The following is a 16,423-nucleotide window of genomic DNA, read 5'->3' as shown; positions in this document are numbered from 1 at the left end:
ATACTTAAAACTCCTCAACTGATCAGGATTTCCATTTTATTCAAAAGAATCAGCTATTGACAGAATTTCTGCCAATAGCTGATTCTTTTCGAGCGAACAGTCTCTATTCTTTTACATACACAATAAAGTCAGCGGACTTTTTAACACCTTGATAACTTACAGCAGCCGTAATGGTAGCGGCACCGCTGTTTACTGTTTTAATGTTTCCTTTTTTATCAACAGAAACGACATCAGGACGGTTGCTGCTGTATTCGAATTTCATGCCTTTAGGGAATTCCTTGCTTGCTCCCTTGTGAATATATCCATAGAGAGTCTCATCATTCATAGAAACGGTAACCTGAGGAATGACTTCTTTCCCTGCTTCATACATCACACGGCTAGGAATATCAGCCTCTATGTCGCCTTCCTGAACCGGCTTGACTGTTACAACCTTGAGCTCAGGCTTTAAGCTGCCATGAACCTCCAGGAATCCTTGCTGCTTGATATCAGCATCGGCACTGGATGTGCTGATTTGGAATCCATATCGTCCCTGGTCTACTACATATTTATTCTGTGCTTCATCAAAGAAAGCTAGATCCGCAATATTGACCTTTATCATGACATTCTTCGTTTCTCCCGGCTTCAATGAAACCTTCTCAAAGCCCTTCAGACGCTTGATCGGACGTTCTGAAGCTTTTGATGCATCAGGAGTGTTCACATAAAGCTGAACCACTTCTTCTCCTTTAACTTTTCCAGTGTTCGTAACATTGACACTCACAGCCACCTGGCCATTGGCATCCATGCTTTTCTTATTGATATGGAAATTCGTATAGTTAAAGGTTGTATAGCTTAAACCATGTCCAAATGGATAGGAAATCGGTCCTTGGAAATACATATACGTTCGGCCAGGGTTATCCCCTGTCGGTCTCAATGTATAATCCGTAATCGCTGGAAGCTGTGAATTACTTTGGTACCATAAGAATGGCAGATGTCCGCTTGGATTATGAGTGCCTAGAACAACGTCTGCCAAAGCTTCCCCTTTGCGCTGTCCATTATAAGAACTCCAAATCATAGAAGAAACATACGGTTCAAATGACTTAACTTCCACCTGACCGATTGTTTCCATAACGGCGATGGTATTAGGATTCGCTTTACCAAGCTGCTCGATTAAAGAGGCCTGTGCTCCAGGCAGACTCAGGTCGTGGCGGTCGCCAGCTTCATCTGCAGTGGTGTTGTCGGTTCCCGTATAAACGATGACAACGTCGGCATTTTTGGCAGCCTCGACTGCTGCTGAATCAATCGTTTTAAGATCGGATGCACGAGTCCCGCTATCCGTAAAGCCTTTGTAGTACGTGACTTCAGCATGAGGATTTTTCGCCTGGATGGCCGTTTTAAGACCCTCGTAGCCATTCACCATATTTTTGTAAGCGGCACTTCCCTGAGAACTAGAATATCCGCCAAGATACATGTTGGCTTTATCCGGATTAGCAAAATAGCCGACAACAGCCACTTTGTATGATCCAGAAGCCGGAACCTGCAGAGGAAGAAGCTTCCCTTTGCTTCCGTCTTTCATTTTCGTTTTATCATTTTTCAGCAGAACCAACGAGTTATCGGCCACTTTTCGTGCCATATCCAATCTTTCTGCAGTCTGAGTCAACGCATTATTTTCATTGCTATTTGTCCATGTACCCTCTGGAACATGTTTACGTGCTTCATTCACCCATGGAACACTATTTGCATCATCAAATTCTCCAAGCTCCATGCGGGCTGTAAAGAGACGGATCAAAGAGGTGTCGACTTCATTTTCTGAGAACGTACCCATCTGTGTTTTTATTTTCTGTGAAACAGCAGCTGGGATCGTATTTGAATAGTTGAATGCATCCCTGTAGCCTGCATTACAGTTCAGGTCTTCACCGGCTGACATGGCAAAAGCAGAGCGTTCGACCTCATTTAAAGGCCGGGTCCATCCTTCTGGAGTCCATTTATGGCCTTTTGTAATTTCCATGACAGAGTCACAGTCAGAGGTAATATATCCAGTGAATCCAAACGTCTGACGAAGAAGAGCATCCATGGTGTGCACGTTCGCAGATGCCGGCACACCGTTCACGCTATTATAAGAAGTCATGACAGAACGCACATCGGTTTTCTGTATGATCCCTTTAAAAGGTGCACTATAGAATTCTCTCAGCGAACGTTCATCAACATTGGATGAACCATTTAAACGGTTCACTTCGCTGTTGTTAGCAAGGTAATGCTTTAAAGTGGTGACCGTTTTGACATAACCCTTGCTCTCAGGCAGAAGCTTTCCATCCATGTCCTTGCCTTCCATCCCATTCACAAACTGAGAAGCGACTTGTGTGGTAAGGAACGGATCTTCTCCATAGGATTCGTCATTTCTTCCCCAGCGAGGATCGCGGGCAAGATTGATCGTCGGTGACCAGAAGCTGAGCATACGGCTGTTTTCCGGTACAACTTCACGGGCCTCATCGGAAACCATTTTAGCTTCATCATACATGAGCCTCGGATCCCAAGTAGAACCCAGTGAAAGGTCGATCGGATAAGAGGTGGTGTTATAAAGCTGAGTGGCATTCCCTGACTTATTATATTGAAGACGGGAAACGCCATGAAGGGCCTCATTCCACCATCCATAGGCTTTAATGCCGAGCCGCGGAATGGCAGGTGCCTGGCTCGATACCATCTGGGAAGCCTTCTCTTCCAGCGTCATGCGGGAAACTAAATCCGCTGCTCTCTCCTGGAAGGAGTAGGACTTGTCCAGATAAATAGGCTGGTTTTCTTTTACATTTACCGCTGATGATTCCACTTTCGCTGCTCCCGCCGGTATACTGCTGAACATACTTCCACAAAGAGCGGCAGTGAGTAACAGAGACAGAGCTTTTTTGTGCTTTCGCATACATGATCCTCCTCTTAAATTTATATCCACCAGATAAATAGAGATTCCTCCATCAGGCCTGGGAGATTCCTTAAGAAATAGACTTGCTGCATGCAGTTGATCCAGATTTCTCGGCTCTTTTATGCGCTGCCCGTCATCGAAATCCTAATGCTGCATTCATCCTTGATCGCGTTTATGCTAAACTCTTGGTGCGGTTTGTGTGAGGCTTCTTAAGTTGAGTGGAACTTCTTTGGAGGCGTTTTCAAAATTAGTTAGCGATCATGTGATCGGGAAGTTAGTTTATACAATCTACAAACTAAGTAGATAGAAAGATTAATCCCTTTTTAGTAATCGCTTACAATTTTAAAATTAAAATATTCTGAAATCAACCCCATTCTATCATCCTGAAGTTAGTTTGTCTAGCAAATAAATAAAGTGAATTAACTGAGGAAAAACGCATTCCCGCTTTTATCCAAGAGGTATTTTGTCCATACGACCCTCGTGAGACAAACATATATATAATGATACCTTTGTTCAAACTAGAGAGGAGAAATCAGCTTTGACAAAATACCGGATTATGACGTTTGATGGAGGCGGCACCTTGGGCGCATTGAGTCTGCAGCTTTTAAACCGGTGGCTAAACAAACATCGGGATTAATTTGCCGTACCCAGGTTTTCGCGGGAAACTCCATCGGTTCCTTCACTGCCCTTGCGTTAGCCAGCGGAAGATCGCCGAAGGAAACACTCCGTTACTTTAAGAAAAAAATCCTGCCGGCATTCAGTATTTCCCTGCCAGGAGGACCTGTATTGAATCAACAATTGCCTTACTCTGGTTTTATTAAAGCTGTCGAAAACTTTTTCCCGCCGAACCTTCGCTTCAAAGACTTAAAAAAACGGGTTGTTGTCCCTTCCTTTCATCTATACTCCCCGAAACTGAATCGCTGGAATCCTGTTTTATTCCATAACTACCCAGGCTCTCCCTATCTAAATGAAAAAGTCAGTGATGTGATCCTGCGCAGCAGTGCCGCTCCTGCCACGCAGCGAGCCTATCAAAACTATGTAGATGGATTCCTGGTAGCAACGAACCCCAGTACAGCAAGTATCGCCTTTGCTGTAGGCAAAGCCAAATCGCAGTATTATCCATCGGAACGGGCGAAGCCCCTATTCGGTTAAATAGAGATACAAGAGGTTGGGGAATGGTGAGCGCAGATAACATACGCCCCAAAAATCTGGAAAATCTCCCTCCCCATTGGGGAGTCCTTTTCGACCGTTCCCCAATGAACCCTTACTGCCGCTTCTTCAGCTTATCGCCAATGGAAGCGGATATTATGAATCCTTGGTCAGTTCCGAGCTCCTGGGAGACCGCTTTTTCCGGCTGAACCCACGGATCCCCAACCTGTCCAAACAAGACCTGACTGTGGTTCCCACCGTCATTAAAATTGCCAACCAAACCAATTTAGAGCCGGCATTGAGATTTATTTAGGAGTATTGGTGCTGACTTTTTTGTATTATGAAGCCTGGCTTCAGCTTGTGTTAAGTAATGAGCTAGACATTGCTAAAGGTCTTTCTGTCTATCTGCTTGTTTATTAGACCTCTGTCTGCTTAATTTGAGGAACCAGCGCCCGTAAAATAAGGGGAATTTTTACCGTTATACGCAGGATAGAGCTAGTTCAGGGGGTATATAAGGGGAGCTTTTACCGTTATTCAAAGAAAAATTACGTTTTTCCTTATTTTTTGAGTCAATAAAGGGAATTTCTCCCTTTATTTCAGCAGATTTTCGCCATATTTACTAAATAAGGGGAATTCCTCCCTTTATTTATCAAATCGGATGCTTCACCTGATCCCCCAACCGATACGAGCGGATCCTTTTTGTCCCAGTTGCGGGAATCAGCAGCTTTTTATCAACTAGCTGAGAAAGTACTCTTCTTACCGTCTTGGCACTAAGCATCAAATAGTTTTCGACTTCTATAGGGAAGATGGATTCTCCTTTTCGAATTGCCATCCGGAGTACTTCCTTTTCGGCGAAGGACAGAGTGGTCTGGTCCAGTTCATCCCCCAGCCATCGGCCGATCAATTGCTGAACAATCTGCTGGCATCTGCGAGGGTTCTCCTGAACTTGGTCATAAGAAAAGCGGATGACGGTCCATCCGTCCATCACCAGCTGGTTTTGCCGCTCCAGGCTGTCGGAAAATTGCCATCTGCTTATGTTTTTCAGGTGAGGGCCGTATCCGTCGATCTCAAGGCAGATCCGGACGGCGGGGCGGATATAGGCAAAATCCAAATACCTTTTGCCATCCTTGAAATCATTGACTTCATATTCTGGATGCAGATACCGAAAATGGTGAAATAAAGGCCACCATACTTGCTTCAAAAACAACCCTTCAGCATGTTTGTGACCTTCTTCTAAGCGCCGCAGCCGCTCACCCTTTCTCGCCTGCAAGTGAGCATTCATAAAGGCCTGGTATTCTTCTTCAAACCCCATAGCATACCTCCATCTTTAAATAAATGTAGTGATCAACTTTGGAATGATTAATAAAGGCGGTGAAAAAGGTTAATCGGAGCAAATAAAAGGACATATCAAGACTTGGATAGAAAATTGGAGAATAGAACAATTTCAGTTTAATAAAATTATTAAATATCTACAATACCATTCTTACATTTATCCAGCCTCCCCTGGCCTTCAGGAGAGGCATTTGAATATGAATCAGCCGACATATTTCATTCAAAAAACTGCCGTTTCCCGTTTAATTCCCTTTTCCGCCTAATGATTTTTATGGTAGGCACAGCTATAAGCAAGGCAGCAGCTACGTTAAAAATGCCAATAGCTGAGTTTAGGAATTCTATTTTAGTGTGATTCCCAAAAACACTTATGTTCATGAAACCCAGCCAAGCATTTAAAACAAAGAGGAAAAGAAACATATTCAGCATGCGCTTATAATAGGAGATCTTCGATTCTGTATCTGTATATATTTCAAACGGGCCATCAGCTGCGTCCTTTTTCATGTACACCCAGCCACCTAATTCATGAACAATGGTAATCCCGCTGTCTTTAAGGAATTCAAAATAATCCTTTTTCTCATCGTTGGACATGCCGGAGATAAATTCATTGCGGTAAATACATGTACCCGGCTCCCCTTTTTCAAACGTAAACCGGCCCAAAGTAAACTTCTTTAGGTGCCAGCCAGATCCGGCCATTTCATTAATCCACTTTTCTTCTTTTTCATGATCCAAATAAAAGCGAAACTTCACTTTCTTCACAGCGCGTCTTCTCCCTTCGTAATGAGCAAACCGTTTGTATGCAGCTCATAAAGCCGGTTCATTTCAGAGACAACCATCTGCTTCCCAGCGTCCGTAATTACATATTCCTTTTTACGTCCATCCTCATCTACAGCAACAATCCACTTGCGCTTCACCAATGTTTTAATCGCGCCATAAATGGTGCCGGGACCAAGTTCAACACGCCCCCTGCTAAGTTCGGAAACAAACTGCATGATCCCATATCCATGTCTTGGTTCATACAGAGATAACAGGATGTAATAAACACCTTCTGTCAATGGAGATTTATCGTCCATCATCACACCACCTATCATCACCCGTTATATCGGCTGTTGATATAAACTATATCAGCCATCGATATAACTGTCAATAATATACAGAATTATTTTTTAGTAATTAAAAAGAGGCTCACCCATTTTACTCAACGATTGGAAAGCCTCTTTGTTTTATATATCCTTTTAAGGATTCTGTCTTCTAAGTGAAAATCCCATTGACTTAGGATACCGATTACTGTATCTGTTTTTAATCCAATATCTTTACTTCTCCTGCCGTAAGTTTTACACCGTCAAAGGTAAGTTCATAGTTTACTAGTTCACTGAAGCTGCTGGATAATTGCAGGACTTCTCCATCTTCTATCTTTCCGTAGCGTTCTGCACCATCTTGATTTTGATGTCTGTGTTCTTTACTTTCATGCTGATCCCTCGCTATTTTAGAATAATATGGTGGATGCATAGACCACCCCAGTGACCGTGATCATACTGAAAACGGTGCTCATTAGGACCACCTGGGCCGCGTATTCCGGCTGATTATCATACTCCAGGGCAAAGAGGGCACTGTTTCTTGAAGTCGGGAAAGAGCTGGCAATAAACAAGGCCTTTGCCGTCACTCCGTCCAGCTTTAACGTAAATATGATCAGCAGGGCAACGGCCGGCCCCAAGACCAGCCGGCCCGCCAGGCTTAACACGAGAGGCAGTGAAAACCGGCTGAATCTAAGAAACGCACTCTGCGCCCCCAGTGTAACAAGCGCCACGGCCAGAAAAGCATCGGATGTATTTTTAATAGGCTCCCAGATAAAGCCGGGAATTTTGATGTGAGCTGTATGCAGCAGCAGCCCCAATAAAAAGGCATAAATCACCGGGTTTTTGATAAATTCCCTTAAGGCTTTTACATTGTTCCGGTCGCCGGAAACCGAATTGAACAGGCCATAGGTATAGGTTAAGAGATTTTGAAAAATCATGACCAGGACCTGGATGGATGCGCCGATTGGATTATGCTGGAACACCAGCTGGCTCACAGGAAGACCGAAATTCCCGGAGTTCACAAGAACAACGCTGTTTTTGAAGACCGATGAAGTCCCTTTTTCCAGTTTCGCAACTTTAGCGATGCCTGCACTCAAAAACATGAGACATACACATTGCAAAGTTAAAAAGCCAAGAATATGTACCAGCGTTGCTCCCCCAATTTTGTTCTCGTAAATATTGGTAAAGCTCACTGCAGGCATTAAAAAATATGTGCTTAATTTGGAGAGTGTATTCATATCAAAATGAAACTTCCGATGCAGCAATGTACCCGTACCGATTAAAAGAAAGATAGGTAAAATCACCTGTACTAAAATTTGAAAAAATATATACATAGAATTCCCCTGCCAAATACCAAAAGCCCCACTAAGGGAGCTTAAGGTGTAAATTGTTCTATTTTGTTAGAATGGTATGATGGATAATACCACGGCGACCAGTATCATGACTACAGTGGCACCGCACGCCCATTTCAAGAAAGACCGCTGCAGGTCCCCGAAATCCTCGCCAACCATTCCTACTAATAAGTAGGTAGAAGGAACAAGCGGGCTCAATAAATGGACCGGCAGCCCTAGTAATGAAGCTCGTCCAATCATGGCCGGGTCAATTCCATAGCCTCCTGCCGCTTTTGCAAGCAGCGGAAGCACTCCGTAATAAAAGGCATCGTTTGACATGAAGAAGGTAAACGGAGCACTGATGATGGCTGTGATGAGAGCAAAATGGGAGCCCATCATGTGCGGAATATTGGAAACGATTACATTTGCCATCGCATCCACCATCTTCGTTCCGGAAAGAATCCCGGTAAAAATCCCTGCAGCAAATACCATGGAAATGACGGATAAAGCATTGTCGGCATAGTGCATGATCCGTTCTTTTTGTTCCTGAAGCTTCGGATAATTCATGGTGATCGCAATCGCGAACCCGATCATAAATAATACCGCAGTCGGCAATACCTCCTGAATCAGGGCAACAAGCAATACGATGATTAATAGATAGTTAATCGCAATTAATTTAGGACGTTTCAGATACGCATCCTCGGATGCTGCAGCCATCATCATCATGGTGCTGGTATCCACTTCGAGAACGCCGATCCGCTTGCGTTCTTTTCTTCCAAGCATGTAGGACATGAATAGAACGAATAGCACTCCGCCCACCATACTAGGGATGACCGGATTAAAAATGTCTCCCATTTCGAGATGAAGAGCGGTCATGGCTCTTGCAGTCGGCCCTCCCCAAGGAAGGAGATTCATGACTCCTGAAGCAGAAACCGCAATTCCCGCCAACGTCAGTGGCTTCATCCCAATTCGTTTGTACAGAGGAAGCATCGCAGAAATCGTAATCATATAAGTTGTGGTTCCATCTCCATCGAGAGAGATTAATAGCGCCAGGATCGCTGTTCCAATCGCAATCTTGACCGGATCCCCTTTTACAACCTTTAAGATGGTCCGGATAATCGGATCAAAGACTCCTGCATCAATCATGATCCCGAAGAAAAGAATGGCAAATAATATCATAATTCCGGTTGGTGCAACGCTTTTGATCCCTTCCAATGCCATCGGGCCCATTTCCTTGCCGAATCCTCCGATTAAGGCAAATATAACGGGAATGACCATTAAAGCAATCATAGCCGATAAGCGTTTTGTCATGATTAAAACCATGAACGATATGATCATTAAAAATCCTAAAGTCGCCAGCATAGCTTTCACCCCTTTAATTAGTAAATTTATAATAATCAAAATATCTATCTATGAAAACGTTTACAAAATAAAGTTATTAACGTTCATTAAATAGATTTCGTACATTTTGTTCACAGCAGGAGTATATTTCCATTAAAAAAAGAAGATTGTGTACCAGCACAATCTTCTTTAAACGGGGAAGTATTTTCGTTCCGGTCTTCCTACAATTCCATATACCACTTCGGTTTTCGCCTCTTGGACGGATGCCAGGTATTCCAAATAGCGGCGGGCGGTAATCCGTGATGCCCCAATTTCTTTTCCCGCCTCTTCGGCAGAGAGCCCTTTTCCTTTTTCTAAAAGAACTCCCTTGACTTTTCCCAGCGTGATTTCATCAATCCCCTTCGGCAATCCCTGGATCTTTCCGGCTCTTTCCTTCTTTCCCTGTCCAAAAAGGACATCCACATACGCCTGATCGACCTCTTGATTCGATCGTAATAAGGAATGTTTTTTTATAAATCCCGAGATGACTTCATCAAATCGGCCCCTGTTCACCGGTTTAATTAAGTAATAATCGACTCCATAGCTTAATGCCTGTTCAATGACTGTCTTATCGGTAGCGGCTGTAATCAGGACAATGCCCATTTTCGGGAACTCTTCCCGGATGGCGGGCAGAAGCTCCGTCCCCAGCATATCCGGCAGATACACATCTAAAAGTAGAAGGTCGGGCTGGTGGGTTCTCAGAATATGAAGCGTTTCCAATCCATTCAAGGCTTTTCCAACCACTTGGAACTCCTTATATTCCAGTAGAAACTTTTCATGTATATCCGCAATTCGGAAATCATCTTCTGTAATGGCTGCCTTAAGTTTATTCACTTCTTTCCCTCCTTTATGTTCTTGGGAAGATACACGGTAAATATGGTTCCACTTTGGGGTGCACTGTTCACTTCGATCATGCCGTTCAATTCTAATACGGCCTCTTCCGCATTCCAAAGGCCAAATCCTCTGGACTCTGTCCCATTTTTTGTGGTGTATCCTTTTTGAAAAAGGAGCGGGATGTCTTCTTCGCGGACTCCCGTTCCGTTGTCCGCAACTTCAAAGATGATATCGCTTCCAACATCGGTCGTTGAAAATTTCACGATCGGATCTTCGACTCCATAAACCGCTTCAAATGCATTGTCGATCAAATTTCCCAGAATTACAATTAAATTGGACAGCTTAATATGAGACGGCAGCGGTTCTAAATAGCTGTCATAGGAAATCTCAAACTGGATTTTTTTCTCAGATGCTTTTCCCAGCTTCCCTAAGAGGATGGCTTGGATCTTCGTATCCTTTATCTGGTTAAACACGACAGAGTTCTGTAATTGAACGGTCTCTGTTTCTGTCTGGATCATGTCGATCGCCTCCTCGTATTCTCCCAGCTGAAGCAGCCCTGACAGCACGTATAATTTATTGGTGAATTCATGGGTCTGTGCCCGAAGGTCCTCTGAATAATGCTTGACCTCTGACAGAGTGTTGAGCATATGTTCAATTTCCGATTTATCGCGGAAGGAGGCAACCACTCCGCTTATTTTACTTCCATCAAAGAGAGGGGTACAGCTGACAATCACCGTTTTATCATTCCAGACTATTTCTCTGTCAATCTGGGGAATCCCGCTTCCCAGGACTTCATATAATAATGCGGAAGGAAACAGCCCATCCACCTTCATATCGCGGACCGAACCCTGAATGTTCAGGAGCTTTTTCGCCGGCTGGTTCATCGTGGTGATGAACCCTTTGGGATCAATGGATAAAATCCCTTCTTTCACGGCATGCAGGATGGCCCTTTTTTCTTTATACAGCATGGCAATTTCGTACGGCTCGAGCCCCATGGTATCTCTTCGGATATTCCGGCCAAGGAGGATGCTGCCGATCACGGAAATGATCAGTGCAAGAAAAGCGACATAAAGAACCTTCACAATATTCTTCATAATTTGTTCATGAATGTCCTCCAGCAAAAACCCTACCGAAACAATACCGATCACTTCGCCTCTTTGATTGAAAATAGGCGACTTTCCTCTGATCGAAGGCCCGAGTGTTCCTTTGGACTTGGAGATATAATACTCCCCTTTTTCGAGAGCTCGTTTACTATCTCCGCCTTTCATTTCTTCCCCGATTTTGGATTCTTGCGGGTGAGAATATCGTATCCCATGCTTATCTCCTATCACCACAAATTCAGCACCGGTTTCCTTCCGGATCTTCTCGGCAATAGGCTGAATGGTTTTAGACGGATCACCCGACTGCAGGGCTGTCATAATGGTCGGCATGAAGGAAATCGTTTTCGATATCTCCAATGCCCTTCTTCCTCTATCTTCCTCCAGCCGCTCACTTTCCATATAACTAAAAAATAGAGTCAGCAGCAAGATCAACAATAATCCCAGAATTAACACCAGGCCGAAGATCTTTTTCTGGAGCGAAATTCTCTTGGCTTTCAATATGTATTCCCCCTGTTTGAGCTCCCTGGATGTATGTAACTATTATTATATAACTGTCTTAATCAGAGGATAAAGTGAAACTTATAATTCGATAGGGATAAAATAGTAAAATTGTAATTATATGTTAAAATATGAAGGAATGTACTTTCTTGTTAATCATCAGGGGAAATTTCAATAAATTCAAGGTTTGCAAGAAGCATCGTACAGCCTTCAATAATCATGATTATCCTGATACTGTCAGGAAGAGTCACCCACTTTTTCGGAATATCCTTTAAAAGCTCACTTAATTCTTCTATTGTTGGATTCCTTCCCTCTAATTCAACTTGAAAGTATCCGTTTATCTTCCAATAAGGTTCAATGTGTAAAACTTCTAAATTGGCTAAAGCCAGTAATTGTTTTACATACATCTTCGGTCTCTGCTTTGAAAAAGGCTCTTATATGGCATAATGCGGACTCCGGCGGCGTGAATATGTTTGACAAGAACACGTACTTGCCTACATTCTCCCCTCCTGGTGCAATCGGGTTCACCGATCCTTCCTACAGCCTGCCGGCATTTTATGGTATCTTTGCTTCCGTCAATCCAGCCGAAAGCATCTCTGGGAGAAAGCCTATACAGCCGGCGAGAAACTATTGCAAAATGCAGCAAACCCACAGACCGGGCTCGTTCCATGCTACTCCAATTTCAACGGGACCCCTTACAAAGCGCCTTGGGAAGGTGCCGGTCCTGATGGGTATAGCAATAACTTTAACGAGGATGCCTGGAGAGCCGTCGCAAATGCGAATGTTGATGCGGCATGGTTCGGTGTAAAGCCTTGGCAGACTAAATACTCGAACACTCTGCAGCACTTTCCTTTGAAAGTCAGGGAATGGATACGTACAACAGCCGTTACCATCTTGACGGCACACCGATCAAAACCAATCTGGTCTGGTATGAACCCCTGCAGCACTCACCAGGCCTGGTATCCATGAATGCGGCATCCGCCATCTCAGCTACGAACCCCAACAAAATGGAGTTCGTGAACCAGCTGTGGAATACGGAGATCCCGACTGGCCACGGCCGCTATTATTCCGGATTCTTATACATCCTAGGATTGCTTTATGACAGCGGGAACTTTAAAATTTGGTGGCCACCGTTCAATACCCGGAATTAATTTGAAAGAAGAGCCTTCCAGAAATTAGGTATAACGGGTTCAGTTTGGAAGGGTGTGCCGGTGCAGGAACAGTATAATAAGGGGAGATTTTACCGTTAAATTCAGAATGGACCTCGTTTCGAGTGAAATAAAGGGAACTTTTCCCCTTATCCAAAGAAAAACCATTCAAATTAGTGTATCTTTGATAAATAAAGGTAATTTCTCCCTTTATATGAACACTTTTTTATAATAAAAATGAAATAAGGGGAATTTCTCCCTTTATTTGTCGGCCCGCATCACAACAAAAGCAGGTGGAGGTTTTCTCCACCTGCTTTATAGCCCCTATCAAGGCAAAAGGTGCTTCGCTCCCACATACCGGTCTTTCCAATACTTTGTTGTTAAGGACTGCTCCCTCACTCCCTGGGATGTGGCACCAATAAACTTGCTGCTGCCTAAGTAAATCCCGACAAAGGACACGTCTTTTCCGTTTGTTTTAAAGAATACCAAATCGCCTTCTTTTAGGTTCTTTTGACTGACGGCTTTCCCAGCCTTATATTGGTCCTTTGCCGTGCGCGGGAGACTCATCTTGGCGGCCGACTTCTTATAAATAAATTGAGTGAAACCAGAAGCATCAAACCCTGCCGGTGTGGTCCCGCCCCATTTGTATTTGGCACCCTTATAAAGCTTAGCCACCTCAGTCACTTCCTGGCCCCATGAAACACTGGCGCTGGCCTTTTGGGCAAATGGCGTAAACATAAACGCCATCGCAAGGGATAAAATGATCATCCCCATAATGAAAACTCTTGGCAAACGGACACTGCTTTGAAACATCCAAAAACCCCCTGTTGTTTTGTTTTCTGACACATTAACCATATATACACGCAAGGAGAAATTTTATGTTTGGTTTTTTATAACTCATTCCCATTTTTTCAGTTTTTTTACGATGGTAGAGTGATCTACTCCTAGTGATTCTGCTGCCTTTCGAATGGATCCGTGTTTTTGCAGGGCATCCAGGATCAATCTTTTTTCGTATTGTTCCACCTGCAGCTTTAAGCTGGGAGGAGTGTCAGGCTGTGCTATGGTATGAAAATGCGGCGGCAGATCTTTTGGTTCAATACTAAAAGAAGGAACCGACACCACCATGCTTTCTGCCAAATTCCTTAATTCCCTGACATTCCCGGGCCAATGATAGCTGTACAGAATGGATTTCGTCTCATGAGATAGTGATTTATGTATATGATAGAGCCGGCAGAAATACGAAAAGAAGTGATCGATCAGGATCTCGATATCCTCCGGGCGTTCTTTCAAAGGCGGGATGTGCAGCTCTACTACCTGGAGCCGATAATACAAATCTTCACGGAATTCCCCCTGCTCCACCATTTTCTTTAGATTCCTGTTGGTGGCAGAAATAATCCGGATATCCAGTTGTTTGGCTTTGCTGCTTCCGATCCGCTGGATTTGTTTTTCCTGAAGAACTCTCAGCATTTTTACCTGCAGAGATAACGGCAATTCACCTACCTCGTCGAGCAGGACGGTCCCTTGATCGGCGAGCTCCAGCAAACCGATTTTCCCTTCCTGCCTGGCACCCGTAAAGGCCCCTTTTTCATAGCCAAACAGCTCGGATTCTAAAAGCGGCTCTGGAATGGCACCGCAGTTGACCTTGATGAACGGCTTGTCCTTCCGGGTGCTTACATGATGAATTAAGTTGGCAATAACCTCTTTCCCGGTACCGGACGGACCAGTGAGGAGAATAGTGGTCGGAAAGCCTGCCACCTGTCTTACTTTGTTTATGATTTCTTTCATTTGCCCGCTTTCAAAAATTACCTCTTCATCCGTTCCATCCATGGAGTATGAATAGCGATTACGGCTCATTTCCGAAAAGCTTTTTGCTTTCATTAATTCATGATTCATTTCATTCAGCTGGGTAATATCATGGACACTGGTTACGACCATATGAATGTCCCCTGCTTCATCAAACACCGGATTCCCTGTGACAATGACTTCTTTCCTGCCGCCAATATTCTGCAGGATGGAAACCTGCCTTTTCTTTTCTAAAACGAGCAGTGAGACAGATTGGTCAAAATAGCCCTGTTCCATCAGATGTGCCATATGATTCCCAATCAGTTCCTCTCTCCCGAACCCTGTAATATGTTCGTAAGCTGAATTCACTAATAAAGTTTCGCCTTCTTTATTGACCACATAAATTCCATCCATGGAGAACTCTATGATTCTCTCCATATTCTTCATAATGGAATGATAATGTTCCATCTGGGAAATATCCTGAATCACACTCACAACACCTGTCAATTGCTCATCACGGTACATCGGGGTTCGATTCACCATGCAAGGCACATCGTTTATCGTCATTTTAACGCCAATCGTGCTCTCTCCACTTTCCAGCACCTTTTGCACCTCAGTATTGGGCACAAATTGGTGGATTTCTTTCCCGGCATATCCTTCTTCTACGTTCAAGAGCTTCCGGGCAGCAGCATTCATCAGTAAAACCTTCGTATTCCTGTCGACCACAATGATTCCATTTGTCATAGATGAAAATATAAGATCTGGATCAATCGTTATGAATTGGCTCATCCGTTTCCCTCCTTTCGCTATGTGAAATTTGTCACCGCCTGGTGAAAATCATCACCGCCATTTTTTATATATGTATGTATGTTGTTGGTGAATTCTGTCACCATTATCATACTTCAGTTGTTGAATGATTGCGAATATATAGCCATTTCGCAGCATGGCACAAATCTTGCATTAATTTTCATAAAGGAGGTGGAGGATTTAATTAGGGGCTGAAAGCTTTTGAAAGAAAAATTCGTAACGGTTGAAACCGTACTATAGGAGGATCAGGATGACAAATATTATAAAAGCAACTCCCAAGCTGTATGTAATGGATAATGGCCGAATGAGGATGGACAAGAATTGGATGATTGCCATGCATAATCCAGCGACCAGCAATAACCCCCATGCACCGGCTGAATTTGTGGAATTCCCCGTCTACACTGTATTAATCGATCATCCGGAAGGGAAAATCCTCTTCGATACAGCATGCAATCCAAATTCCATGGGACCAGACGGCCGCTGGTCGGAGGCTACCCAAAAGATGTTCCCGATTGCCATGAGCGAAGAGTGCTACCTTCACCATCGTCTCGAACAATTAAAGGTTCGTCCTGAAGATATCAAGTATGTTGTCGCATCCCATCTTCACCTTGACCATGCCGGATGCCTGGAAATGTTCACCAATGCGACGATTATCGTACATGAGGACGAGTTTAACGGAACCCTTCAGAGCTATGCCCGCAACCAAAAGGAAGGAGCCTATGTCTGGGCTGACATCGATGCATGGATTAAAAACAATCTTCAGTGGCGTACCATCAAGCGCCAGGAGGACAATCTGGAACTTGCACCTGGAATCAAGATCCTGAACTTCGGCAGCGGCCATGCCTGGGGAATGCTCGGACTTCATGTGGATCTGCCTGAAACCGGCGGAATTATTTTGGCTTCCGATGCCATTTATACAGCCGAAAGCTTCGGCCCTCCCGTCAAGCCGCCCGGCATCATCTATGATTCTCTTGGTTATAACAGCGCGGTGGAAAAAATCCGCAGAATTGCAAATGAAACCAATTCACAGGTCTGGTTCGGTCATGATGCGAACCAATTTAACACCTTCCGTAAATCCACCGAAGGACACTATGAGTAA

General features: G+C 44.0%; 14 protein-coding genes and 1 pseudogene. 3 read left to right on the top strand and 12 right to left on the bottom strand.

Annotated elements, in window-relative coordinates; translation table 11 throughout:
• Window positions 1-103: 103 nt before the first annotated feature.
• A complete protein-coding gene (locus H539_RS0122595; RefSeq protein WP_026695409.1) occupies window positions 104-2,890 on the bottom strand; it encodes a glycoside hydrolase family 3 C-terminal domain-containing protein in 2,787 nt (928 codons plus the stop codon).
• A 538-nt stretch (window positions 2,891-3,428) separates the two neighbouring features.
• On the opposite strand from H539_RS0122595, the pseudogene H539_RS29450 reads away from it, so the two are divergent.
• Window positions 3,429-4,352 (top strand): annotated as a pseudogene (locus H539_RS29450) (patatin-like phospholipase family protein).
• Window positions 4,353-4,688: 336 nt separating this feature from the next.
• Here the strand turns inward: H539_RS29450 and H539_RS0122580 are convergent.
• From H539_RS0122580 to H539_RS0122540, 9 genes are all read right to left on the bottom strand, one after another.
• Window positions 4,689-5,351, bottom strand: coding sequence for a hypothetical protein (locus H539_RS0122580; protein ID WP_026695408.1), 663 nt, complete (start codon window positions 5,349-5,351; stop codon window positions 4,689-4,691).
• Between the two features lie 236 nt (window positions 5,352-5,587).
• Window positions 5,588-6,127, bottom strand: a complete 540-nt coding sequence (locus tag H539_RS0122575; protein WP_026695407.1) for a DUF2812 domain-containing protein — start codon at window positions 6,125-6,127, stop codon at window positions 5,588-5,590.
• Entirely contained in the window at window positions 6,124-6,444 is a 321-nt protein-coding gene (locus H539_RS0122570; protein WP_026695406.1) for a PadR family transcriptional regulator, read from the bottom strand. Before H539_RS0122570 ends, H539_RS0122575 begins: the two co-directional genes overlap by 4 nt.
• A 223-nt stretch (window positions 6,445-6,667) precedes the next feature.
• Window positions 6,668-6,877, bottom strand: a complete 210-nt coding sequence (locus tag H539_RS0122565; RefSeq protein WP_026695405.1) for a hypothetical protein — start codon at window positions 6,875-6,877, stop codon at window positions 6,668-6,670.
• Complete coding sequence (locus tag H539_RS0122560; protein ID WP_026695404.1) at window positions 6,855-7,778, bottom strand: AEC family transporter; 924 nt, start codon at window positions 7,776-7,778, stop codon at window positions 6,855-6,857. Before H539_RS0122560 ends, H539_RS0122565 begins: the two co-directional genes overlap by 23 nt.
• Before the next feature lie 66 nt (window positions 7,779-7,844).
• The gene (locus tag H539_RS0122555; RefSeq protein WP_425414763.1) at window positions 7,845-9,167 is read right to left on the bottom strand and encodes a CitMHS family transporter; all 1,323 of its coding nucleotides are present in this window, start codon (window positions 9,165-9,167) and stop codon (window positions 7,845-7,847) included.
• 138 nt (window positions 9,168-9,305) lie between these two features.
• On the bottom strand, window positions 9,306-9,989 hold the full coding sequence (locus tag H539_RS0122550; protein WP_026695402.1) for a response regulator: 684 nt from the start codon (window positions 9,987-9,989) through the stop codon (window positions 9,306-9,308).
• Entirely contained in the window at window positions 9,986-11,587 is a 1,602-nt protein-coding gene (locus H539_RS0122545; protein ID WP_026695401.1) for an ATP-binding protein, read from the bottom strand. The genes H539_RS0122550 and H539_RS0122545 overlap by 4 nt, the downstream gene beginning before the upstream one ends.
• Before the next feature lie 152 nt (window positions 11,588-11,739).
• Entirely contained in the window at window positions 11,740-11,994 is a 255-nt protein-coding gene (locus H539_RS0122540) for a hypothetical protein (protein WP_026695400.1), read from the bottom strand.
• A 459-nt stretch (window positions 11,995-12,453) separates the two neighbouring features.
• Between H539_RS0122540 and H539_RS30340 the strand changes: the two genes are divergently transcribed.
• Window positions 12,454-12,738 carry a hypothetical protein gene (locus H539_RS30340; protein WP_026695398.1) on the top strand — a complete coding sequence of 95 codons (285 nt, stop codon included), beginning with the start codon at window positions 12,454-12,456 and terminating at the stop codon, window positions 12,736-12,738.
• 324 nt (window positions 12,739-13,062) lie between these two features.
• On the opposite strand, the gene H539_RS0122525 is transcribed toward H539_RS30340, so the two are convergent.
• Window positions 13,063-13,548 (bottom strand): C40 family peptidase, encoded by a 486-nt coding sequence (locus tag H539_RS0122525; RefSeq protein WP_035323803.1) that lies wholly within the window; start codon window positions 13,546-13,548, stop codon window positions 13,063-13,065.
• A gap of 84 nt (window positions 13,549-13,632) precedes the next feature.
• The gene (locus H539_RS0122520) at window positions 13,633-15,306 is read right to left on the bottom strand and encodes a sigma-54-dependent Fis family transcriptional regulator (RefSeq protein WP_026695396.1); all 1,674 of its coding nucleotides are present in this window, start codon (window positions 15,304-15,306) and stop codon (window positions 13,633-13,635) included.
• A gap of 268 nt (window positions 15,307-15,574) precedes the next feature.
• Here H539_RS0122520 and ahlS point away from each other — a divergent pair, with 268 nt between their 5' ends.
• Window positions 15,575-16,423, top strand: coding sequence for an AhlS family quorum-quenching N-acyl homoserine lactonase (ahlS, locus tag H539_RS0122515; protein ID WP_026695395.1), 849 nt, complete (start codon window positions 15,575-15,577; stop codon window positions 16,421-16,423).

It is taken from the genome of Peribacillus kribbensis DSM 17871 (assembly GCF_000430765.1).
Lineage (GTDB): Bacteria > Bacillota > Bacilli > Bacillales > DSM-1321 > Paraperibacillus > Paraperibacillus kribbensis.
This window is presented reverse-complemented; position numbering and strand designations above follow the sequence as displayed.